At 67.8% G+C, this 22,582-nt stretch carries 16 protein-coding genes and 1 pseudogene; 13 read left to right on the forward strand and 4 right to left on the reverse strand.

Features of this window, described 5'->3' with window-relative positions:
* Positions 1–8: 8 nt before the first annotated feature.
* The 5 genes from ACTWPP_RS01985 to ACTWPP_RS02005 all read left to right on the forward strand — a co-directional run bounded on the left by ACTWPP_RS01985 (position 9) and on the right by ACTWPP_RS02005 (position 6,280).
* Positions 9–581 carry an LLM class flavin-dependent oxidoreductase gene (locus tag ACTWPP_RS01985; protein WP_443102707.1) on the forward strand — a complete coding sequence of 191 codons (573 nt, stop codon included), beginning with the start codon at positions 9–11 and terminating at the stop codon, positions 579–581.
* Entirely contained in the window at positions 578–2,311 is a 1,734-nt protein-coding gene (locus tag ACTWPP_RS01990; protein ID WP_443102288.1) for an ABC transporter ATP-binding protein, read from the forward strand. Before ACTWPP_RS01985 ends, ACTWPP_RS01990 begins: the two co-directional genes overlap by 4 nt.
* Positions 2,312–2,684: 373 nt before the next feature.
* Positions 2,685–4,544: a tetratricopeptide repeat protein gene (locus tag ACTWPP_RS01995; RefSeq protein WP_443102289.1), complete on the forward strand. Its 1,860-nt coding sequence runs from the start codon at positions 2,685–2,687 to the stop codon at positions 4,542–4,544.
* 687 nt (positions 4,545–5,231) lie between these two features.
* Positions 5,232–5,420, forward strand: coding sequence for a hypothetical protein (locus ACTWPP_RS02000; RefSeq protein ID WP_443102290.1), 189 nt, complete (start codon positions 5,232–5,234; stop codon positions 5,418–5,420).
* 50 nt (positions 5,421–5,470) lie between these two features.
* On the forward strand, positions 5,471–6,280 hold the full coding sequence (locus ACTWPP_RS02005; protein ID WP_443102291.1) for an LLM class flavin-dependent oxidoreductase: 810 nt from the start codon (positions 5,471–5,473) through the stop codon (positions 6,278–6,280).
* A gap of 194 nt (positions 6,281–6,474) precedes the next feature.
* Here the strand turns inward: ACTWPP_RS02005 and ACTWPP_RS02010 are convergent.
* Positions 6,475–6,849 (reverse strand): annotated as a pseudogene (locus ACTWPP_RS02010) (hypothetical protein); the annotation flags it as partial.
* Between the two features lie 686 nt (positions 6,850–7,535).
* On the opposite strand from ACTWPP_RS02010, the gene ACTWPP_RS02015 reads away from it, so the two are divergent.
* The 7 genes from ACTWPP_RS02015 (at position 7,536) to ACTWPP_RS02045 (ending at position 18,528) form a co-directional block, all read left to right on the forward strand.
* Positions 7,536–8,432, forward strand: a complete 897-nt coding sequence (locus ACTWPP_RS02015; RefSeq protein ID WP_443102292.1) for an AfsR/SARP family transcriptional regulator — start codon at positions 7,536–7,538, stop codon at positions 8,430–8,432.
* Positions 8,429–10,795, forward strand: a complete 2,367-nt coding sequence (locus ACTWPP_RS02020; RefSeq protein WP_443102293.1) for a lanthionine synthetase C family protein — start codon at positions 8,429–8,431, stop codon at positions 10,793–10,795. The genes ACTWPP_RS02015 and ACTWPP_RS02020 overlap by 4 nt, the downstream gene beginning before the upstream one ends.
* 26 nt (positions 10,796–10,821) lie before the next feature.
* Positions 10,822–11,364, forward strand: a complete 543-nt coding sequence (locus tag ACTWPP_RS02025; RefSeq protein WP_443102294.1) for a lantibiotic dehydratase — start codon at positions 10,822–10,824, stop codon at positions 11,362–11,364.
* A 293-nt stretch (positions 11,365–11,657) separates the two neighbouring features.
* The gene (locus tag ACTWPP_RS02030; RefSeq protein ID WP_443102295.1) at positions 11,658–13,130 is read left to right on the forward strand and encodes an aKG-HExxH-type peptide beta-hydroxylase; all 1,473 of its coding nucleotides are present in this window, start codon (positions 11,658–11,660) and stop codon (positions 13,128–13,130) included.
* The gene (locus ACTWPP_RS02035) at positions 13,039–13,374 is read left to right on the forward strand and encodes an FDLD family class I lanthipeptide (RefSeq protein WP_443102296.1); all 336 of its coding nucleotides are present in this window, start codon (positions 13,039–13,041) and stop codon (positions 13,372–13,374) included. Before ACTWPP_RS02030 ends, ACTWPP_RS02035 begins: the two co-directional genes overlap by 92 nt.
* 936 nt (positions 13,375–14,310) lie before the next feature.
* Entirely contained in the window at positions 14,311–15,150 is an 840-nt protein-coding gene (locus tag ACTWPP_RS02040; RefSeq protein WP_443102297.1) for a hypothetical protein, read from the forward strand.
* A 72-nt stretch (positions 15,151–15,222) separates the two neighbouring features.
* Complete coding sequence (locus ACTWPP_RS02045; protein ID WP_443102298.1) at positions 15,223–18,528, forward strand: lantibiotic dehydratase; 3,306 nt, start codon at positions 15,223–15,225, stop codon at positions 18,526–18,528.
* A 327-nt stretch (positions 18,529–18,855) separates the two neighbouring features.
* On the opposite strand, the gene ACTWPP_RS02050 is transcribed toward ACTWPP_RS02045, so the two are convergent.
* The 3 genes from ACTWPP_RS02050 to ACTWPP_RS02060 form a co-directional block, all read right to left on the reverse strand.
* Entirely contained in the window at positions 18,856–19,236 is a 381-nt protein-coding gene (locus tag ACTWPP_RS02050; RefSeq protein WP_443102299.1) for a helix-turn-helix transcriptional regulator, read from the reverse strand.
* 757 nt (positions 19,237–19,993) lie between these two features.
* Positions 19,994–20,431 carry a hypothetical protein gene (locus tag ACTWPP_RS02055; RefSeq protein WP_443102300.1) on the reverse strand — a complete coding sequence of 146 codons (438 nt, stop codon included), beginning with the start codon at positions 20,429–20,431 and terminating at the stop codon, positions 19,994–19,996.
* A gap of 378 nt (positions 20,432–20,809) precedes the next feature.
* Complete coding sequence (locus ACTWPP_RS02060) at positions 20,810–21,532, reverse strand: aspartate/glutamate racemase family protein (RefSeq protein ID WP_443102301.1); 723 nt, start codon at positions 21,530–21,532, stop codon at positions 20,810–20,812.
* Between the two features lie 103 nt (positions 21,533–21,635).
* Here ACTWPP_RS02060 and ACTWPP_RS02065 point away from each other — a divergent pair, with 103 nt between their 5' ends.
* On the forward strand, positions 21,636–22,559 hold the full coding sequence (locus ACTWPP_RS02065; protein ID WP_443102302.1) for a LysR family transcriptional regulator: 924 nt from the start codon (positions 21,636–21,638) through the stop codon (positions 22,557–22,559).
* The last annotated feature ends 23 nt before the right edge of the window (positions 22,560–22,582 follow it).

A 22,582-nucleotide genomic window follows, 5' to 3' on the forward strand; every position in this document is an offset into this window, starting at 1 on the left:
TGGATCTGGTGACGGTTAGTTCGGGTAGTACCGTCGCTGATGCGGTACGCACCACCACAGAACTGGCCTGCCTCGCCCAACGCCTCGGATTCCATCGAATGTGGGTCGCCGAACACCATTCCATGCCCAATATCGGTAGCTCTCCGCCGACTGTGCTCTCTCCCTATGCCAGAGCTGGGGAGCCGATCCACTGGCAGTGCTCACCCCCCATGCACATGACGATCCGCGATTCGGCGCAGAAGCGTTTCCGCCGACTCAGGCCTGACCTGTGCGGCCTGCTCGCTCCCGCCCGTCCATCGCCTCATGTGCCAGAAAGCGCGCACGCTCCCGCCCTCCACGAGATCCTCGCGCGACAGCGGCCGGCGCTTCGCGCCGCCGGCGACCGCATCCGGACGCCGGCCCTCGATGGACGGCTGCCCACGACCGAACAAAACATCCTGGAAAGCCGCACCCACATGCAGGCGAACCGCCTGCTAGGCGTCGAGTCCGCGAAGGAGGAGATGAGTGTCCGGCTCTGGACGCTCACCGTCCGTGCGCTCGCCGCCATGCCGAACGCCTCGCCCCTCGGAAACCCGTCATGAGCCGTCCCAGCGCACGCGCCGGGCTCTTGACCTTGGCCCCCTATGTCCGCGGTCAGCTCGGCACGCTGGCTGCCGCTCTGGGCTTGTCGCTCGCCGGCGCCGCCACCACGTTGGCTCAGCCCATGCTGACCAGATCGGTGGTGACGACCGTCCAAGCGGCCCAGCCGATCTGGCCCCTGATAGTTCTGCTGGTGGGCCTCATGCTGATCGGTGCGGTGCTCGGTGGCGTACGTTCGTACCTGCTCTACCGGGCCGGTGCCCGAATCGTGTTGTCGACCAGGCGGGACTTGATCGACCACATGCTTCGGCTGCCGGTCGCCGAGTTCGATCGGCGCAGGACCGGCGACCTGCTCTCCCGGGCGGGAACGGACACCGCGATGCTGCAGACCGCGGTCACCTCGGGGATGGTGGACCTCGTCGGCGGCGCCGTCATCACCATCGGCGCCTCGGGCATGATGCTGTGGCTCGACCCTGTCATGTTCGGATTCACCGCGGTCGCGTTCGCGGGCTTGTTCGCCGGCTTCTTCGCCACGCGACGTATGCGCGACGCCTCACTTGAGGTCCAGGAGCGCCTCGGCGAGATGACCTCCGCGGTAGATCGGGCCATCTCAGCCGTCCGGACCATCAAGGCGAGCTGTGCCGAGACCCGCGAGGCCGCCCTCATCGGTGAGCATGCCGAACGGGCTTACACCGCCGGATTGCGCCTGGCCCGCCTGAACGCCCGACTGGGGCCGATGCTGAACACTTCGGTCCAGGTCGGCCTGCTGTTGATCATCGGCGTGGGCGGGCTCCGCGTCGCCACCGGCGCGATGCTCGTCGGCGACCTGGTGGCGTTCGCGCTTTTCCTGTACCTGTTGATGGCACCCATCTCGCAGATGCTGACTGCGTACATGGAGATGCAGACCGGCCTCGGCGCGGTGCAGCGTATTGAGGAGGTCCTGGAGGTACCGGCCGAGGCGACCGACAACCGCTTGGCCGTTCCCCAGCCGAGTTCGCTCGTCCCGGCGGTTCAGTTCGACGGTGTCGACTTCGCCTACCCCGGTGGCGCGCACGCACTACGCGACGTGAACTTCAGTGTGGCGTACGGGACGCTAACGGCACTGGTGGGTCCTTCCGGCGCCGGCAAATCGACGGCGCTGGCACTGATGGAACGGTTCTACGACGTCGACTCCGGCACTGTCCTCGTGGCAGGTCGAGACGTCCGGAAACAGCCACGTGACCAACTACGCGCCCACCTCGGGTATGTGGAGCAGGACGCACCAGTACTGGCTGGGACCATCCGGGACAACCTACTTCTCACGGCGCCCGAGGTGGACGACGATCACGTCATGGCCGTGCTCGACGCTGTCCGGCTGACCCATCTGGTCGAACGATCCCCCTTCGGCTTGGACGCCCTGGTGGGCGAGGGCGGCATCCTGCTCTCAGGCGGAGAACGTCAACGCCTGGCCATCGCGCGCACGCTCATCGCCGCACCACCGGTGCTGCTGCTCGACGAGCCCACGAGCAATCTGGACGCCCTGAATGAGGCGGCCCTTCGCGACGCCATCGCGGCGGTCTCTCGACAGCGCACCCTCGTCATCGTCGCGCACCGGCTGTCGACTGTGATGCACGCCGACCAGATTGTGGTCCTCGACCATGGTGGAGTTGCCGGCATCGGGACGCACGGCGAACTCATCGGAGCTAACCCGCTCTACCGTGAACTCGCCGCGCAGCAGTTGCTGACCGCATGACGATCAGGAGCTCGACTATGCGGAACGTGGACCCTGCGCGGAGGCCTTCTACGTGCTCGCGTCTGCGGGGAACTTCCTCGCGGAGTCGGCAAAACCGAACATGTCGGGCCGGGTCGACTATTCCGTCGCGATGAAGTCGATGTGAAGCCGGGGCTGATTATGGTTGCTTGGCGTTGGCTCCCTGTCGGGTGAGGTCGCGATCCCTCATACCTGGCAGCGGTGTGTCGAAGGGAGGTGAACATCAGTGCTGCGAACGAGCGTGAGTAGCAACCGGATGCGTCGGATGACGTCGCTGAGGTTCGGCTACATCTTCTGACCGCAGGGACCGGTGATCACAATGAGAGACAGAATTCGTGTGTGCGCCGGTCACGACTTGGACGGGCCGTTCACCTTCGGGCGACGATTGCTGGCGCTCACGGATGCGGCCCGTTCAGGCGGACCGATCAGCATCAAGGAGCACATCGTTCGCGCCTTCATCGGCGCGCCCCCAACGGACATGGATGGCGTGTCGACCTTGCCTCTGAGCCTGACGGTCAATCCGCGTTACCGCACCAGGTTCTACGGTCAAAGCCACGTGAGGCTCGTTTGCTACGAGCTGGCCAAGCTCGTCGCGGCGAACGATGTTCTGTCGGACCTGTCGATCGAAGTCTGCCATGCGGAGTCGGCGGACGGGACCGATCGTGAACTGTTGGAGGCACTCGACCGGCGGTTCGACCGCTCTTCTGCCGGTCCCCGGATCGCTCGTCGACCCAGCGACGGCCATGCGCCGAGCCTCTATCCCGACGTGCAGACGGCCGAGATGGTCGGGATGCCCGACCTGGCCGGCGCGGCGGACCACCGGTCGTGGCACGATGCCAAGGCCGGAGAGCTCACCGATGTCCATACCGAACCGCGCCACCGCGATGCGCTGGTGTTCCATCTCCTGCGGGGCAGCTCACCCGAAGCCGCCCGGCCTTACCTCCGTCAACTCTTGATCGATGCGGCCGGCCTGGGCCACTATGAGGCCGCCTTGAGATATGGTCGCCAGTTCTTCGCCCTCAGGTCCTCACCAGATGAGAGCGACACTGACTACCACGCCGCACTGAACGCATACGGTATGGCGTTCCTCCAGACCGAGCAGCCCTACGAGGCAATGTCCGTATTCGATGCCGCTCTCAAGGATCGCAGCGATCCCGCTCTGCATGTGACTGCGCACTACGTCACGGCCATGGTCTACACGAGGTATGCGCCACCTGAAGAGCGGAGTCTCACCAAGGTCTCTGCCGCGCTGGACCAGGCTGAGGCGGTGGCCGCCGACATCGAGGACCCCCACCTGCGATGCCATTGTCAGGGTTTCCTGTTGAATGCTCGGGCACTGGTCGAGATGCATCGCGGTGACCTCGCTGGCGGTATCGCCCTCCTCGACCAAGACCTCGAGCTCCTTCGTACCCAGTTCGGCACGCTCGATGAGTTGCAACATGACGTTGTCGTCCACGACAACCGGTCGACACTGCACATGAAATTGGGACAGGTCGACCGAGCGATCGACGACCTCAATTACGTCATTGCGAAGGACTCGTATACCGCGGAATACCGCGTTGACAGAGCGATCGCATTGCATGCGGCAGGACGGACACCTGAATCGCTCGACGACTTGAATGTCGCCATTAAGCATTGCATCACCGGCCCCGAGGCCTACCAGAACAGAGCACTCCTGCGCCGCGAGGAGGGTGATCTGAACGGCGCGATCGACGATCTCCGAATCGCCTACGACATGGACCCCGCGGACGAAGAGGCTCTCGTGCTGTTGGCTGAGGTTTTGATCGACTCCGGGATGCTCGATGAGGCCGAGCACGTCCTCGATCAGAGCGAGTCGGACATGACGTCGGACGAGCGGTTGGTCGTGTTCCGGGCACGCATAGCAGCGGGTCGTGACGACGCCTCCCGAGCGCTGCGAGTCCTCGACCGCGCTCTTGACCAGCACCCCGATTCCGTCCCATTGCGAATGGAGCGCTCAACCGTCTTGCACTTGGCTCATCGGCTCGATGACGCCTTGGCCGACATTGAGCACGCCGCAGCCAACGGGGAGAGCAGCCCAATCCTGGAACTGAACCGGGTGATGTTGCTGGTCGAGCTCGGGCGAAACGATGAAGCGCGCCAGAGGCTGACCCCCCTGCTCGTCAAGGGTCTCCCCCTGGAGTTGCGCTCCCACGCTCGACGACTCCAGAGCGCCATCGACTCCGCGCCCACCTAGTGGGAGAGAGTGTCTAACGAACGGCGGATCCGACCGGCAACGGCCATCACAAGGAAGGCATTATGACCGCTACACCTTCGACCCTCGATGGCTTCGGGGGCGAAGGCCGTGGACGCGTTGAAGAGCCTGGAAGCGCAGCCGTCAGGGACTCCCCGGTGTATGGGGCGCGGAACGCACCGATAGTGGCGGCGGGAACTGGGGAGGCCCTCCCTGGCCCGTGACCTGCGGCAATGTGTCACCGGAGCGTCGCGCTCTATAACCGATGACCTCGGGAAGTGAGCGGGTGCCGGGTGGGCGTCGGAGGCGGCCGTAGTACTGCTTGAGCCGACCGGACAACACAACCGGTGGTGAGGGAAGGGCCGCTGCTTCGCGTGATCGGGTCCGTGCCTTGCAGCATGTGCTTTACCGGGCGGCCAAGGCCGATCCTGGGCGGAGGTTCCACGCGCTGTTCGACAAGGTCTGCCGCAGAGACGTGCTGCAGCGCGCGTGGGTGGTGGTGCGCAACAACGGCGCACCGGGCAGGACAGGACCACCCTGGCCATGGTCGAGAGTACGGAGTCGACCGTCTCCTGGACGAGTTGGCCACCGAGTTGCGGGGAAACGGCGGCGCGACGGATGAGGACCGCGGAAACGGGTTCGGGGGCGGCGTCTGGGCCATGGGGGGCGGGTGACAACGAGAGCAGGGCGTTGATCACCCAGACCTACCAACGTGCCGACGCGTTCCTGTTCGGCCGGCAGACCTACGAGCTGTCCGCCCGCTCCTGGGGAGCAATCGCGCTTGACCTGGTCGACTCGCGAGTCGACTCGAAGGGCGTAACGATCCAGGTCTATGGCCCGGCCGGGCGCCCGCAGTATCCAACCGACCGAGGCACGTGACATAGCAGGACCGGAACCCATCCTTACCACTACTGACGAGGACAGGAACGATGACCGATTCGACGGCAACTGGCGGAACCAGACCCTTCCGATTCGGGGTCGTTGCCCCGCTCAGAACAGACCTGCCGACGTGGCGAGACCGGGTGCGCCGTATCGCCGACAGCGGCTACTCCACGCTGCTGATGCCCGACGTCCCGCAATGGCAGCCGGCGCCTGCCCCCACGCTGGCCGTCGCGGCCACCCTTGCCGACCTGCGGGTGGGCACTTGGGTGTATGCCTCCCCGCTGCGCCCGGCTTGGAGCACCGCGTGGGAAGCGCACTCGCTATCGGTGCTCACCGACGGTCGCTTCGAAATGGGCATCGGCACCGGCAGGCCCGGCATCGAAGACGAACTCCGCGAACTGGGACTGCCCGTCGTACCACCGAGCGAGCGGCTGGCCCAGGTGCGTCAGACCGTGACGGCGCTGCGAGATCTCGACGGCCCCGACGTGCACACGCCGGTGGTGATGGCCGTGCGCGGGCCGAAGGCCCAGGCAATGGCGGCCGACCTCGCAGACACGGTCGCCTTCGCACTGATGCCGGGAGAGGACCGGGGCGAAATCACACGGGTGGTACGCGACTTCCGCGCCATCCGAGACGTCGAACTCGCGCAGCACGTGGCGGTGATCGGCGACACCGTCGCGCCGTTCATGGCGTCCCCCGACACCGATCCTGCTGCACTTCACGCGGCGGACTCACTGGCGGTACTTCCGGATGACCCCGCGGCGGCCGCCGAGGAGATCCAGCGACGACGGGAGGAGATCGGCTTCTCCTACTTCGTCTTCGGCGGCGACGTGCCGACACGCTCGCTCCGGTCGTAGCTGAGCTGGCCGGACATTAGGCCACGGGCCAGCAAACAGATAGTTGGACAGGCAGCACATCGGCACCGAGGCCCGCAATTGAGCAGCAGGTGTGAGGATTGCTCGGCGCACCCCCAAGAACTCCAGGGGGCATCCGCAGTCCAGACGTCGGCCCGAACCATCCGGACGGAACCACGAGATCGCCAGCCGAGTCCCTACGACTGGTCGGCGCTCCCGGACCCGGCCGGCTCGTCGAGCAGCAGCAGCCGGGTGCACCGACCAGGTCGCTCCCAGGTCGAGCCGGCGGTTCGACGGGCGGGAGCTGGAAACGGAGTAAAGCGCCTTGCTCGCCCAGGGCGCGGACGTGGACGTGGTGCCGGTTGAACAGCTTCTTGCGTTCGCCGAGCTTGCGGCGCTTTCTGCGTTTGTACGGGGTGCCGATCGCGCCGCCGGGCTCCGACGTAGGCCTTGTCGGCGTAGCAGGCGATCGCTCGCTGGGTGAGTGCGTCGATGATGCCGTGGGCGCGGGCGGCGGTCAGATCATGTGTGGAGCCGGGCGGGGCGGGTGATGCCCAGATGAGCCGCCCGTGCGGGTCGGTGAGGAATTAGATGTTGACGCAATGCCGGTGGTGCTTGCCTGAGTAGTACAGCCGGTCGATCGGGGTGCGGGTGCCGTCCAGGATCACGAATGGTGACCTGGCGGACGGTGGGGTGTGGCGGCGAACCGGCTCACCCCGCGTCGTGAAGCCGATCTGAAGCAAGGGCTCGCTAGCCTCGCCTCTCGCGGTGAATTTCGTCGGTGACCAGCCGTTCCACGCGCCACACCGCTCAACAGGCCAGCTAGCAGGATCGGGCGCTGAACCGGGGTCCCCTGTGACGCAAAGAACAACAGGAAGGAAAGGTCGGGTTGCGGAGCGGACATAGAGCCGCAGCCGTTACGGATACCGGTACGGCTTCGGCCGGGCAACCCGGACGATTCAAGATCCGCAACGATCAGAATGAAGAGTAGCGTGGATAGCAATTGCCGGGAGCGTATATGGAGCCAAGGGTCGGGCCAGCTCAAACAGGCGCCAGCAGTACGAGAAGTGATCGCCCCTGGGCGCCTGCCGGTTTATCGCTGCGTTCCAGCCGACCCACCTTTCGGGTGGATCCTCGTCGCCTCCCTTGCTTGAGGAGTTGTGAAGGGCGAGTTCGTGCCGTTCCTGTGGAATTACCTCGGCGTTGGCATCTGTCAAGTCGGAGTCGCCATCAGGTACGTCGGCCGAGGAGATAACAGATGTCCAACGCTAATCAGAGCGCCAACAACACCAAGGTCACCCGCCACGTCCACGAGATGTTCGACAACGGCCGATGGAACCTCATCGACGAGCTTTGTGCCCCTGCCCTCGCTCCAGCGAGCGTCGCAGACGACGCGGACGTCGGCTCGTGGCGATTCGGCGTCCTGGGCCCGGTCGCCGTACGGCTCGATGGGGAGGCGGCCGGGATCGCGGCGGCCAAGCATCGAGCGGTGCTGGCGGTCCTGCTCGTCCGGCCGGGACGGCAGGTCAGCGTGGATGCGCTCGTAGACGCGTTGTGGGGCGAGGAACCGCCGGATACGGCGCGCAAGGCGGTCCATGGCTACGTCTGGCGTCTGCGTCGCGTTCTCGGAGCCGCCGCCGCCCGGCTGGTGACGACGGAATCCGGTTACCGGCTGGTCGTCACTCCGGACGAGGTGGATGTCGGGCGGTTCGACCGGCTCGTCGCTCAAGCCCGGGGCGAGATCCGGGACGGGCGGGACGACCGCGCGGTGCGGACGCTCACCGACGCCCTGAGCCTCTGGCGGGGACCGGCCTTCGCCGATGTGCCGAGGACCCCGACGGTCGAAGCGTACGCCGCACGGCTGGACGAGGTTCGTCTGCAGACCCTTGAGCGGCTGGTTGGCACCCAGTTGGCTCTCGGCCGGTATGAGGAGGCTCTTCCCGACCTGGTGGAGTGGTCGGCAGCACACCCATACCGCGAGTCCCTGCAACGCTTGCTGATGACCGCGCTCTATCGCAGTGGCCGCCGTATCGATGCTCTTGCGGTGTACACGGGCCTGCGGCGCGCGCTCGTGAGCGATTACGGAATGGACCCCGAAGCGGAGACGGTCCAGCTCAACGAGTCGATCCTCCGCGACTCCGTGGAGGGCTGGTGAAGCCCGAAACCGGTTCGGTGACGGACGGCGCTGAGAAGGGCCCCGCACGTGTCGAACGCGTGATCGCCGTGGCGCCGCGGAAGAACGGCACCCATCTGGTGCAGGAGTTGATGGTGCGGCTCGGCTACCGAGTGCACGGTGAGTCCGTGCCACCGCCGGACGGCGCAGTGGAGCTGAGTATCCGGCAGCGCCTCGACCTCGCGCGGCACTACCTGCACCCGGACGAGCAGGCCCGGCTGGACTTCCGGCACGACCGTGAGGGTTTCGTCCGGACGACGAACCAGCTGTGGTTCCAGGTCGCCGAGATGTGGCAAACGCGCCTCGCCGCCGTGAACGTGACGCATACCGAGCTGTCGTGTCCCGAAGCGGTCCACGGGCTCCGGATGCATCCCGACGCATGGCGGTTGCCGTTCGGCTCCACGCCGGCGAACATCTGCTGGACCGCGCACGCTCTCGATCTGTACCGGCTTGACCGGGCGTTCTACCGCGAGTGGCAGTCATCCTGGGAGCCGCGCCTGCTCCTCAATTACCGTGACCCGCGCGACACCGTGGTTTCCCTGGCCGCGTTCTTGTCCGGAGACGACTACAAGATCAATCGTCAGCCGGAGTCGGCGGTGTACCGGCCGATCCTGCGCGGCATGCCGGACGTCGCCGATCGCATCACCTACCTGCTCCGCGACCCTACCGTCCCGCTCTTGTCCGACTACGAGGCGGCGATCAGTCTCTACCACCATCCACACGTCTGCGCCGTGTCGTTCGAGGAACTGGTCGGCCCCCGGGGCGGCGGCAGCGCCGGGCGGCAGGTGACCGCGGTCCGTCGCGTGGCCGAGCACGTCCGGGCCGACGTCGACGCTTCGGCCGTGGCCGGGACGCTCTTCAACTCCGACGCCTACAGCTTCATCGGGGTCGGATCGGGACGTGGCGCAACGTGTTCACCCATCAGCACGAGCGGCTGTTCCAACAGCGGTTCGGACACCTCCTGGAGCTGTTCGGTTATGTCTGAGCTCGACCTCTTGCCGCCCACGCTGGCCGCCGAGTGCCGGGCCACGGCCACGATGATCCTGGACCGGCTCGCTGACCTGGGCCTCGCGGTCGAGGCCGCCGATGCGGCCGAGCGCACGACCGGTTACCCGGTCTGGCGGCCCGGTGCCTCGCTGTACAGCGGCGCCTCCGGCAGTGCCCTCGCCTTCGCCGTCGCCGCAGAGCTGTTGCCGGAGAGTGCGGACCGGTCCCGTGCGCGGGCCGAGGAGTGGCTGCGGCTGGCGGCCGGCAGCACGCACGACGCCCCTGTCCTCTCGGCCGGCCTCTCCAACGGGACCGCTGGGATGGCGGTCGCCGCCACGGCGTGTGCGGCCGTCGACGGGCGTTACCGGGGAACGCTGCGGACTCTTCACCGCAAGCTCGGCGAGCAGGTCGCCCACTCCCGGGTTCCCGCCGCAGGCGAGCTGGCATTCGACTACTACGACGTCATCTCGGGCGCGGCCGGAATCCTCGGGTACCTCGCCGCCGTCGTGGAGGATGACGAGGCCGCGGGTCGAGCCCGCGACGTCCTTGTGGGCAGGCTCGTGGACCGGTGCCGGTCAGGAGCCGACGGCTGGTCGTCGTGGCGCATCGAGCGGAAACACTACCCGCAGCGTGAGATCGAGCATGAGCTGTACCCGTACGGATATGTCGACCTCGGTCTCGCCCACGGGATAACCGGGCCGCTCGCCGCGCTCAGCCGGGTCAAGCCGGCCGCCGACGGGAGGGACGGCGTGACGGACGCCGTCCGCCTCCTGGCCCGGCGGCTCATGGAATCAGTGACACGAGATGGCACCGACCTTGCCTGGCCGCGGGTGATGCCGTTCGACGCGGCGGGCGCGGTCGCGCCCGCGATGGCCCACGAAGCCGGCGAGGCGTACTGCTACGGCCCGTTCGGTGTCTGCTCCGCCCTGTTCGACGCGGCGCAGCGTCTGGCGGACGACGCCGTCAGGACGATCGCGGTCGACGGCTTCGCGGCCGCGACCCGGCGCCTGCGCGAAGGGCCCGGCCCGGAGACCCCCGGGCTGTGCCACGGTTGGGCCGGGCTGGTCCTGATCTGTCGTAAGTTCGCGATCCTGGCCGGCAGCGAGCCGGCGCGCGCCGCCCTGCCGGAGCTGGTCGAGAACTTGCTCGCGTACTGCGACGCTGACCGGCCGCTCCTTGTGCAGGACTACAAGCCACGGGAAGTGGGGGGCCCCGGCTCCCCGCTCGCGGATGCCCCAGCGGGAGCCTGGATCGATCATCCGGGTTTCCTCGATGGTGCGGCCGGTGTCGCCCTGACCCTCCTGTCCGTGACCAGCTCGGCGCCGCCGCGTTGGGCGCGAGCGCTCCTCGTCCATTGACCACGTCGAAGGCCAGGAGATCACCGATGGCGCGATCTGCCGGACGGGTGCCTGCGACCGAGGGCGCGTACGTGGCGTCCTCGCTGTTCGTGGTTCGTGCTGCGGTCCTGCCCGTGGACACCTTCCCTGGCCTCGCCGGTGAACCCGTGGCCGCCGGCGCGACGCCGGCCGCGCTCCGGGCCGAGGGGCGCCGGGCCCTGCATGCCCTGGCGCGTGAACCCCGGGTCGGGCAGGCCCTGCACGCGGCGAGCACGAGCCTGGTCACGGCACTCGACGCGCGGCCGGACGGCAATGGCCACGACCGGGCCTGTGCCGCTCTACTGCGCTACCTCACCCGGATGTCCACGCGTCCCACGCCGCACGGACTGTTCGCGGGCGTAGCGGCGGGGACGTTCGCGGCTCGTACCACCGCCGTCCTGGACGACGACCCAGTCCGCGCGACGCGTACACGCGCTGACGCCGCGTGGCTCGCCGAGGTGGTCACGCGGGTCGAGGCGGATACCGCGCTGCGTGGACGGCGCCTACGCCCGGCTGTTGCGCCTCCAGGCCGCCGGATACCAGGACCATGAGGCCGGCGCCGGCCCGGACCTACCGGAGGAGCCGGCCGCCGCGGGGCGGTGAGGCGGCGACACCGTGGTCACACCCGACGTCACTAGTGTCCGTGCCAGAAGATCGAAACGAGAGGGGACATCATGCCAACCACCGCCGTCTCTGCACCCGACAAGGCTGTGCTCGGCCTGGTTCGCCGGCCTGAGATCGGGGTCGACTCTCCGGCCGAACGGGCCTGGTATCCCGCGTACGCCGCACCGGCGGAGTGACCCAGGCGGAGCTGCCACCGCACTGACGAAAGGAACCGGGCCTCATGACCGACACAGAGTCCGGGACGGAGCGGGTCCGGCGTACGGATGCGGCCCTCGGCCGGCACGGGGACTTCGCCGATCCGACCGCGATCCGGCGACGCGGCCTCGCGCGTTACCGGCTCGGCCTGACCGTGCTCGCTGCCCGTGACCCTGTGAACGCCGCTGCGCTGGAACTGGCGGGCGGGCTCGACGACACGAACCTGCTGCCGTTGCTCCTCGATCCGGTGCTCCGCAACGCGTTCGAGGACGAGCTGACCCGGCTCGAGAACGGCATAGAGATCAGTCGGGCATTCGGCGACCTGCTCGCCAGGTTCCCGGTCGGCGACGCGGCGGGAACAGGGCCGTGTGAACGCCTGATGCGGCCGTCGGTACATGCGTGGCCGGTCCATGGCCCCACCTGGCTGTGGACCGAGATCGACGACGGTCCCGCACCCGACCCGGTCTACCGGGCCAGGCTCGAAGGGCTGTTCGTGGCGACGTTCAGCGCTGCGGCACGCGGCGTGCCCGTGACCGACGAGATGATCCTGGCGCTGCGCCGGGGTGCCGACCTGCTCTGTGACCTTCTGCCGATCAGCGGCGCGGGAGTGTTCCCGCACATCGCGACGGTCGGGTTCGCGACCGACGAGCGGCCCGACGGGCCGTTGCTGTCCGTCTCCGGCGGTGACCCGTTGCCGTCCGCGATCTTCATGGCCCCGAGCCGGCTCACCGACCCGTGGGAAACGGCGGAGATCCTTTTCCATGAGGGTCTGCATCTGAAGCTGTTCGACGTGTCGCGATCCGGGTCGCTCGTCGTCGAGCCCGACCGTCAGGTGACGATTCCGTGGCGGACATCGAACTGGACATTGGTACGTGTCCTGTTCGCGCTGCACGTCTATAGCCACCTTCTGCTCTTCCGCGCGGCCGCGACGGACGCGGGGGAGCGGCTGGCCGCCCGCTACGGTCCCCCTCCGCGGTCGGCGGCCGTGGACCGGCCGACACCCGGCTCGCCCGCAGCCAGAGACGGGACGTACCTCACGGTTCTTGACCGGGCGCGATACCTCGCCGAACAGGCCGAGGCAATCCACGGCGGCTGCCTCACCGCGCAGGGAAGCCGGTTCGTCGGCTGGCTGCTGGATGCGATCGAGACGATCGAACCGGGCCTTCGCACCTGGCCGAAACCGTCTCATGACCATGTGCCGCCCCGAAACCAGATCGTGGCAACGCGCTACCGCCGGGTCGAGCCGGCGACGAGCGTCGCCCTCCCCGACCTGGGTCAACTACTGGTGATGACCGAAGCCGAGCCGAAGGCTCGCTGGCTCAACGCCCGCGCGTGGCTGGTCTACGCGCTCTGCGACGGCCAGGACATCGACACGGTGGAGTCCGAGTACCGACGCCACCTGCTTGATGCCGGCCAGGAGGCCGACGACAGCGCTGCCCAGGTCCGAGCCGGCCTCCGCGACCTCGCTGACACCGGCCTGGTCACCCCCGTCCCCTGACCACCCAGAACCGGCCGGGCCAAGAAACAGCATCGAAGGAGTCACCATAACCACCCATGCTCTGGAGCACGCCCCAGTCGAGGCTCTCGACGAATTCGACCTCGACGTCAGGATCTCCACACTTCCCGGCCCCGACTCGCCCCAGGCCGGCTTCAGCACCTGGTTCTCGTGCAAAGGCACGTGCGGGAACTACTCGTGCTGGTGCCCGGCCACTGGTGCTTCCGTGCAGGCCTGCTGCGCCTGACCGGAGCGTCCCCCTGTCCCCGGACCATCCCGAACCGATCGGGCTGGAGAACAAAGCACGACGACACCGAAAGGATTCACCATGCTTACTCAGGTCCAAGAGAAGGCCCCAACCGAACTTTTCGATGACTTCGACCTCGACATCCAGGTCTCCACCCTGCCCGGGGACGGTATTCCCGTCGCAGGGCACACCTGGTGGTGGTCGTGCAGTTCGATGTGCATTTCCATAACCTCAATCCAGTCATGTTGCTGAGCATTTGACGAGAACGTCATAGTGGTTTCGGCCACCCGAACTGGAACCACTATGACGTCTCAGTAAAAAGATTTGATCAATCGACTCCCGATAAGCGTGATCGAATGATCAGAAATGATTGTTGAAGCCAGGAACGACTCGGAATTATATTGTGGCACCATGAACTGACCGGGCTGAAGAACGAAGCACGACAACATCGAAGGGATGCACCATGCTTACTCAGGTCCAAGAGAAGGCCCCAACCGAACTTTTCGATGACTTCGACCTCGACATCCAGGTCTCCACTCTGCCCGGGGACGGTATTCCCGTCGCAGGGCACACCTGGTGGTGGACGTGCTGTAGCAATACAAGTGTTTACACCGTCACGACGAACCAGAAATGTTGCTGAGCATTTGATGAGCGTGTCGAGCGGGTCCGGTTGAAGCCGGACCCGCTATGGCGTCGTGAGTATGAGAAACCTGATTAATCGGTATCGGCCAGACGTGGTGAGCGACTGCCGGCAATGAGCGGCCGTACATTCGTCGTGCCAAATCAAGCTGTCATGGTGAGGGGAATGCTTCGATGCCCGTAGAACGGGTTATTGCAGTGTCACCGCGAAAGAGCGGAACGCATCTACTGCAAGAATTGATGGTCTCGCTTGGCTACCACACTCATGGTGAGGCGGTTCCCCCGCCGGAGGGTGTTGTGACCCTGAGTCTGCGTCAGCGGATTGAGTTGGCCGAACGATTTGCCCATCCCGATCAGCTGTCCCGGCTCGACCGTCACAAAGACCGTGAGGGGTTCATCCAGGCCACCAACCTGTTGTGGTATCAAGTCGCCGAACTATGGCAGGTCAAACTTGCCGGGATCAACGCATCCAATACTCGACTCGCCTTCCCTGAACTAGATCACGGGTTGCCGATGCACCCGCACGCCTGGCGGCAACCGTTCTCCGCCACCCCACCAGGCATATGCTGGACATTTCATTCTCTGGACATATGGCGGCTTGATCCTGCGTTCTACCTGGAATGGCAGAGCGAATCCGGGCCACGTCTGGTCCTGGGCTATCGCGATCCACGTGACACCGTCGTCTCGATGGCGGCATTCCTGTCCCGCGAAGGAGGACAGCGGTTCACTCGTCAGCCTGAAGCGGCCGTTTTCCGGCCGATTCTACGGAACCTGCCGAGTGTGTCCGACCGGATCACCTATCTCCTCCGCGATCCAGCTATTCCGCTGCTCGCCGACTTCGAAGCCGCGATCAGCCTGTTCCACCATCCGGACGTGTGCAGTGTGTCGTTTGAGGAACTCGTCGGCGAGCAGGGCGGCGGCACCGCGGCGCGCCAGCTCGCAGCGGTGCGCCGGGTCGCCGAACATGTCGGGTCCGACATCGATCCCGAGGTTGCCGTGGAGAAGGTCTTCAATCGCAATTCCTACAGCTTCCACCGCGGCCAGATCGGTGCCTGGAAGGAAGTGTTCACCGTAGAGCACACCCGACTCTTCGCTGCCCGATTCGGCCATCTGCTGGAGGAGTTCCACTATGGCTGACGTTGAACAACCGGCTGACTCCTGAAATGAAGGGGCTGCGAAGAACGCAATGGGCGCGAGGAAACGAGTCAAATGACACAATCTTCCGGTCCGGCCACATCCCCGCAGGACGATGGGACGGGCCTGTACGAAGCACCGGATCTGTTCATGCTTCGGGCTCCCATCCTGCCCGCGGATATATTCGCCAATCTAGATGAGGGCGAGGGGACGTTGGCGACGGCGCTTCCGGACGCACCGAACGCCACGGGTGCCGCGCTGGCGCATGCGCGTGCCGAAGGCCGCCAGACCCTCCGTAGGCTTGCCGCCTCGCCACGCACTCGTCAGGCGATCCAGGTCGCCAGCTCGAGCCTCGGCGCCGCGCTGGACAGACTCGACGACAACGCCCCGCACGACAAGGCCACCGGCCGACGGTACGCCGCCCTGCTTCGGTATCTCGTCCGCATGTCGTCTCGCCCCACCCCGCTGGGACTGTTCGCCGGGGTCGCCGCCGGCACTTTCCGCAGTGAACCCATGGGCGACGACCTGGCAACCTCGCTCAACGCCGGCGGAAGCGGGATCGCGATGTTGTGCTCCGACCCGGTGCTGGCGACTCGCACCCGGGCGGACAGCGCCTGGCTGGCCCGAGTGGTCGAGCGGATCGAACGCGACCCTCTGGTACGTGACAAGCTGCGCGTACGGGTGAACACGCTGCTGCACCGAATCGGTGGGCTGGCTGTGCTCCTCAAGCTGGACTTTCAGGAAGACGCCAACCGGGAGCGGATCGAGTTGGCGATCAACCGCCCTTTGGCGGTGGCGCTGGAACTGGCCGAACGAAACCCGACCTTCGGCGAACTTGCGGTCGAGCTCGCCGACCGTTTCCCGACCACGGCCCCAGAGAAGATCCGCAGCCTGCTCGACCGGCTCTGGGAGGAGGGCATAATCCTCGGCGACCTGCTGCCCTCCCCAGTCGAGCCGTTGCCGGAGGTCCATCTGATCAAGCGCCTGACCGACCAGAACGTACCTACCGGCGCCATCAATGATCTCATGCGCATGCGGCGACTGGCCGACGACGTGGATCGAGGTGCGGGCCGCGCCGACGCGGAGAGTGTGTCGCTGCTTGAAGCACACCAACGTGCGATGACGCCCGACTTCACCGGCCCGACCCTTCAGCTCGACACCGCGCTCGCGCTGAAGCCCTCGACGCTGCCGGTTGAGATCGGCAAGGCTGCGGCCGCCGCGGCAGAACTGTTGATGAGGCTCGGTTGCACGAGGCAGCGGCGACCTTACATCGCCGATTACCACCGCATCTTCTTGGAGCACTACGGTGCCGACTCGGAGGTGCCGCTGCTGGACGTGCTCAACTCCGAGACGGGCCTCGGACCGCCCAACCTGTACTTCAAGCCGGCCCGTCGGCAACCGTTGCCGCAGCAACCTGAGCCGGTACACCCGGAACGCGACCGTGCCCTGGTGGAGTTGGCGGTTCGCGCCGCCCGCGACGGCCTGCTGAGGATCGACCTCGACGACGAACTGGCCGACCGGCTCACGGTCTGGCGCCCGGACGAGGCGCACAGCCGCCCGCGCACCGCTCAGGACCTGATCTTCCAGATCGCGGGGGCCTCGCCCGAGGCGATACGGGACGGCCGATGGCTGCTGGTACTCAGCACCATCGGCAGTTACGGTGGCTGGCAGGCCTTCGGCCGGTTCTCCGACCTCATCGACGAGGCCGCCCTGGCACGGATCCGTGGCCAGCAGCGGCTGGAGGAGACGCTGCGCCCTGACACCGTGTTCGCAGAGCTCAACTATGAGGTCCGGCACAGCCGCCGCGGGAACCTGGCCGGCCATCCGCCCACTCGCGGCTACGAGATCTGTGTTAACACAAGCCCGACCGGGCCGCCGGTAAAGCAGATTCCGCTTACCGATATCGTTGTCGGCGCCAACGCAGAACATTTCTACCTGCGCTCCCTCTCGCGGGGCCGTTATCTCTCGGTCAGCCAAACCCATGCGCTGAGTGCCACGACGGCGCCGAACATCTGCCGTGCCCTGCTGGATTTCTCCGAAGACGGTTACAGCCCGCGTTCTCTGTTCGAGTGGGGTGCCGCAGCCGGTGCGCCTTTCCTGCCGCGGCTTACCCGGGGCAAGGTGGTGCTGCACCCGGCCCAGTGGATGATCGACGCATCGACCTTCCCGGATTGCAGGGACCCGGACGCCTTCTTTTACGCGTGCCAGCGCTGGAGGCGAGAGTGGCAGGTCCCCAGGTTCACGCATCTGACCGTGCTGGACAACCGGCTCTTGCTCGACCTGGACCATCCGATGTGGGTGGACGAACTGCACCGAAACGTGACCCGGCTGCGTGACCGGCTGGCGGGTGGTCCCGGCGAGCAGATCCAGTTGATGGAGGCTCTTCCTGGACCTGACGACCTGTGGCTTCGAGACCGTGACGACCGCCCGTATCATGCCGAGATCGCCGTCCCCCTCGTGCTGCGGGACAGGACTCGGATGCCGCAGCCGGCCCCCACCCGGGCCGGCGCACCGCCCGCTGCTCATCGCCGGTGGCTACCCGGCGATGAGTGGCTTCACCTGAAGCTGTACGCAGCTGCGGATCGCCACGACAGGATCATCGCCGGCCCGCTGCGGGCGTTGCTGGCCGACGAGCAGTTCGCCCGGCTGGTGGACCGCTGGTTCTTCATCCGCTATTCAGACCCCCTCCCGCACCTACGCCTGCGGTTTCACACACCCACGCCGGACTCGGCCGCGGAAGTGATGTCCCTATGTTCTGATTGGGCCCGTGGCCTAGTCCGCACCCGGCTGGCCACCGACCTCGCGTTCTGCAGTTACGCCCGAGAGGTGGAGCGGTACGGCGGTGGCCATGCGATCGAACGGATGGAGAGTGCGTTCTGGGCCAACAGCCAGGCCGCAGTCGAACTCGTACACCTGCTGCACACCGAGCGCGGCCGATTCGACCCGGACGTGGTGCGCGTGACCGCGCTGCACGAGCTTTACCGCGCGTGGGGAGCCGACCCGCCACTACCCGACGGCCATAGCTCGGCATGGCTGACGGACGAAGCCCGGCACCGCTTCCGTGAACTCCGACCCCTGCTCTGCGAAATCCTTGTGCCCGGGGAACGCCGGCCGGATCAGCGCGCACAAGAGTACCGGGACGCGCTGAACCCGGTGTTCGCCAGGCAATGGAATCTGCTTGCCGAAGCAGGTTCACATATACGCGAACTCGCATCCCGCAGACTATTGACAGGCAGCGAGGAGAACGTCATCAAGAGCCTCGCACACATTCAGTCGATCCGGCTCGTCGGATTGGACCACGCCCGAGAGCGTATGGACCAAGCACTGTGGCAGCTCGGTCGGCGTGCGATCCGCAACCGTCCTGCCCGCACGAGCCGGTGACGGACGACACCACGGAGCCGGTGTCGCCGAAGATCAGTACGGCCGCGGCCGCCCTGGCGAAGTAGTCGCCTACCCAGGACGGCACCGCCGCGCTGAACAGATGGCAACGAAGCCGAGCGGAACTGGATGGTCGTTCCAGCCGGACACCACGGTCGCCCGGCTGACCCCCAGCGTCCTGGCCGGGTTGCGTTGCGAGGGCAGCCGCTCGCCGGGTTCGAGGGACCAGTCCCGCACAGCCTGCCGGAGGACGCGGGCGAGATCGCGTACAGCGGGCGTGTTCCCGGCCGCTGAGCTGCGGAATCGTCCGTCCGTGCACGGGTTCTGGCGCTACTTGCGCACCGTTCGTCCCTGGCCGGTGGCCCTGATGAGGAAGGTCAGCTCGGTCCGGGAGGCCGTGCCGGTCTTCTGGAAGACCTTCCTGAGGTGGTACTCGATGGTGCGCGGGCTGAGGAAGAGCTGGGCGGCCACATCGCGGTTCGTGGCGCCCTCGCCGACCGCCAGCGCGATCCGCAGCTCCTGCGGCGTCAGGCCGGACAGCGCGCCGGGGGAGTGCTCGCCCGTGCTCGCCCCGGTGGCGCGCAGCTCGTTGCGGGCACGGTCGGCCCAGGCCGCCGCGCCCAGTCGGGTGAACGTCTCCAGCGCCGAACGCAGATGGGGCCGGGAGTCGGCGGGGCGGCGACCGCGGCGGAGGTGCTCGCCGAGGAGCAACTCCGTACGGGCCCGGTCGATCGGTACGTCGGCACGGGCGTGCAGGCGAGGGCCTCACGATAGGCGCCCTCGGCGCTCGCCGCGCCTTCCGCGCCCGTCGATGCCAGGAGGGCCCGGCAGCGGGCGGCCAGCGCCAGGGAGCCGGGGGCCCCCATGGCCTGGGCCAGCCCAGCATCGGGTTCAGCAGCGGCGCGGCCTCCGCGCTTCGGTCCGCCCGCACTGCGGCCTCGATGTAGTCGGGCAGGCCGGCGAACTTGATCCCCGGGTGGGTGGCGTCGCCCCGGTCCAGCGCACGGTAGTGGCGCAGCGCGTCCTCGGAGCGTCCTGCGGCCAGTTCGAGCGTGCCGAGCGCGCGGCGGGCCACCGCGGCCGCTGCCGTCAGGCCGCGCTCGCCCGCCTCGTCGAGGACATCGGTGGCCAGCCGCCGAGCAGGGCGCGGCGCGCCCGCCGTCGCCGCCGTGCCAGTACGCCGACGCCGCCGCGGCCAGGCGCCGGGACCGGCCGGGGCCGGGCGCGCTCAGCTCGGCGGCCCGCTCAAGGGCCGCCGCCGCGGCCGCCGGGCCGAGCCGGCGCGCGGTACGGTCCGCCGACCGTTCCAGCAGCGCGGCGGTCGCCTCGTCAGGGCCGTCGGCGGCACACCCGAGATGCCAGGCCCGGCGGTCCGCCTCGGCTGTGTCGTCGCGGAGCGCCGCGGCCAGCGCCCGGTGCGCGGCGCGCCGCGGCTCCGGACCGGCCCCGTGATAGACGGCCGAACGGATCAGCGGATGCCGGAACGCCACCGTCGTCCCGGTGACCTCGACAAGATCGCCGAGGTCGTCGAGCGCCGGGGACGTTCGCCGCCGGCGAGTTCGGCGTGGGCGCGGTCGAGCACGTCCACGCGGCCGGTGCCGTCCGCCGCGATCAGCAGGAGCAGCCGCCGGGCGGCCGGTGAACGGCGCTGCACGCGGTGCGAGAAGGCCGACCGCAGCCCGTCCGCCAGCGCGATCGGGGCGCGCGGGTCCGCGTGGCCGTCCGGCTCGTCGGCCCACAGTTCCCGGATCGCCAGCGGATTCCCGACGGTCGCCAGCAGCAGGCGCTCCCGCTCGGCCGGCGGGAGCGCGCCGCCGCCGGCGCGCTCGGCGATCAGCGCCAGTGCCGCCTCGCGACCCCGATCGCGGAACGCGCATGCCGTCCCGCCTCGCCGAACAGCGCGCACAGCAGGTCCGGCCCGCCGGCGCCGACCCGCGGCTGTTCGGTGAACGTGTTCGTCGAGGCGACGAACACCCACGGCCTTCACCACGCGTACCACGGCCGCCAGATCACCGACCTCGTCCTTCAGCTCCGCCAGCGAGTTCAGCGCGTACTGGCGCGCACACAGGTACCGCTCCTCCGCGCCGACCCCGTCCCCGTCCCCGGAGCCGACCGGTCGCGATCAGCTTCCCCGTGCGGAGCGGCACCTGCCCCGACGTGTGGACGTGGGCACCGCTGCGCACGGCCGGCATGTAGTTGGCGGCCGGCGCTCCTACATCCGGCACCACCAAGCCAAGCTCCGCAAGGCGCTGCTCGGGGCACGGCGCCGTCCGGCCGATCGGACTCATCGCGCCCCTCCGCGCCAGGTCGGCATCGGCTTGTCGCCCACGGCGGTGTCGTAGGCGGCGCGGGCGATCAGACGAGTCGAGTCCAGCGTCGGCAGGGGAGAGGCGTCCTGGGGCACCAGAAGGGGGATTTCGGTGCACACGAGTGCGACGGCGTCGCAGCCGCGTACCGCCAGCCGCTCGATGACACGGACGTACTGATCGCGCGACACGTCGGTGAGGACGCCGCGGACAAGCTCGTCGAAGATGATCCTGTTGACGGTCTGGCGGTCTTCAGCGTCCGGGACCTCGGCGACGATTCCCCTGGCGGCCAGCGCCCGGGGGTACAGCGGCCCGTCCATCGTGTACTTGGTGCCGAGTACGCCGACGCGGTTGCGGCCGTCGCGGGCGGCCCGGTCGGCGACCACCTCGGCGATGTGCAGGCCCGGCAGCGCTAGGGCGGGTCCGGGCACCTCCAAGGCCATGTGGGCGGTGTTGTCCGGGCAGACGAAGAAGTCGGCACCCGCGCCCGCGAGTCGTCCAACGCTCGTGGCCAGGGTCTTGCGAACCGCGGCATGATCCCCTGCATCCCACGCTGGCATGCTGAATCCGAACGCGGTGTAGTCCAAGGTCACATCCGGGTGTTCGTGACGGCCCGTGCGGCGGAATCCCTCTTGGCAGAAAGTGAGGAAGCACAGCGCGGCACCTTCGGTGCTGTGGGCGAGGATGCCTAGACGCTTCATGAGGCGGCTTCGGTGCTGAGCATGGCTTCATCCTGCACAGTGGAACCCCACAGGCATACTCTGAGGCATGGATCGGTATATGGCCCATGCCTTGGAGGTATGAGTGGATCTGCGTCTGCTCGGCTACATGGTCGCGATCGCCGAGGAAGGCTCGATCAGTGCCGCAGCCCGCCGGCTCCGTCTGACCCAGCCGACCCTGAGCCGGCAGCTTCGTGACCTGGAACGGCGGCTGGGTGTCGAGCTGTTCACCCGTACGGGCCGCGGACTGGTTCCCACCGCGGCCGGTTCGGCGTTGTTGAAGCGCGCCGTGACCGTGCTGGACGAGGCCGAGGCGGCGCTCGACGATATACGCCTGGCCGCGCGGGGAATGACCGGACGGCTCACGATCGGGTTCGCCGGGTCGGGCATCAACGGAGCTCTCGGGCAGGTCCTCGGCCGCATCCGCCGCCAGCTGCCCACCGTCGACCTGCGGCTCCTAGAACTGTTCGACGACGCCGAGATGTCGGCCGGTGTCCTGGACGGCCGACTCGACGTGGCCGTGCAACGGCTGCCGATACGCGCCCCCCGCCTCGCCACCCGGATCTGGACGCGTGAACCGCTCACCCTCTTCCTACCGGCCGCCAACCCGCTCGCCAGGACCCGCGAGCCGGCGCCGGCGTCGATCCTCGGTGACATCCCCCTGGTGCTATGGCCGCGAGACTCGGCGCCCCACTCCCACGACGAGGTCATCGCGCTGTGCCACCGGGCCGGGGTCGTACCACGGATCGGGGCCCGGGGACGGAGCGCGCAAACCATCCTCGCCCTGGTCGCCGCCGGATTCGGTGCGGCCGTGATGGCCGACTCCTACCAGGTGCTGCATCGAGAGGGCGTGGTGCCCCGGCGACTCGCGGGCACCGCCACCACGCTGCACCTCGTCTGGCGCGCCGACGACACTGCCCCGCTAGTCGCGCGCTTCCTGACCGCCCTGACCGACGCACACGACACCCCGGCCACACCGCCCGAAGCCGCCACACCAAACCCCTGCTGATGCCCGTCTCCCCAGAGACACCA

The sequence above is a fragment of the Actinomadura sp. 3N407 genome (assembly GCF_052245875.1).
GTDB lineage: Bacteria > Actinomycetota > Actinomycetes > Streptosporangiales > Streptosporangiaceae > Spirillospora.

Bases quoted from the DNA above. Each gene is read 5' to 3' on its own strand.
- ACTWPP_RS02045 (WP_443102298.1), top strand. From the start codon at position 15,223: ATGACACAATCTTCCGGTCCGGCCACATCCCCGCAGGACGATGGGACG.
- ACTWPP_RS02060 (WP_443102301.1), bottom strand. From the start codon at position 21,532: ATGAAGCGTCTAGGCATCCTCGCCCACAGCACCGAAGGTGCCGCGCTG.
- ACTWPP_RS02030 (WP_443102295.1), top strand. From the start codon at position 11,658: ATGACCGACACAGAGTCCGGGACGGAGCGGGTCCGGCGTACGGATGCG.
- ACTWPP_RS02015 (WP_443102292.1), top strand. From the start codon at position 7,536: ATGTCCAACGCTAATCAGAGCGCCAACAACACCAAGGTCACCCGCCAC.
- ACTWPP_RS02025 (WP_443102294.1), top strand. From the start codon at position 10,822: ATGGCGCGATCTGCCGGACGGGTGCCTGCGACCGAGGGCGCGTACGTG.
- ACTWPP_RS01990 (WP_443102288.1), top strand. From the start codon at position 578: ATGAGCCGTCCCAGCGCACGCGCCGGGCTCTTGACCTTGGCCCCCTAT.
- ACTWPP_RS02005 (WP_443102291.1), top strand. From the start codon at position 5,471: ATGACCGATTCGACGGCAACTGGCGGAACCAGACCCTTCCGATTCGGG.
- ACTWPP_RS02035 (WP_443102296.1), top strand. From the start codon at position 13,039: ATGCCGGCCAGGAGGCCGACGACAGCGCTGCCCAGGTCCGAGCCGGCC.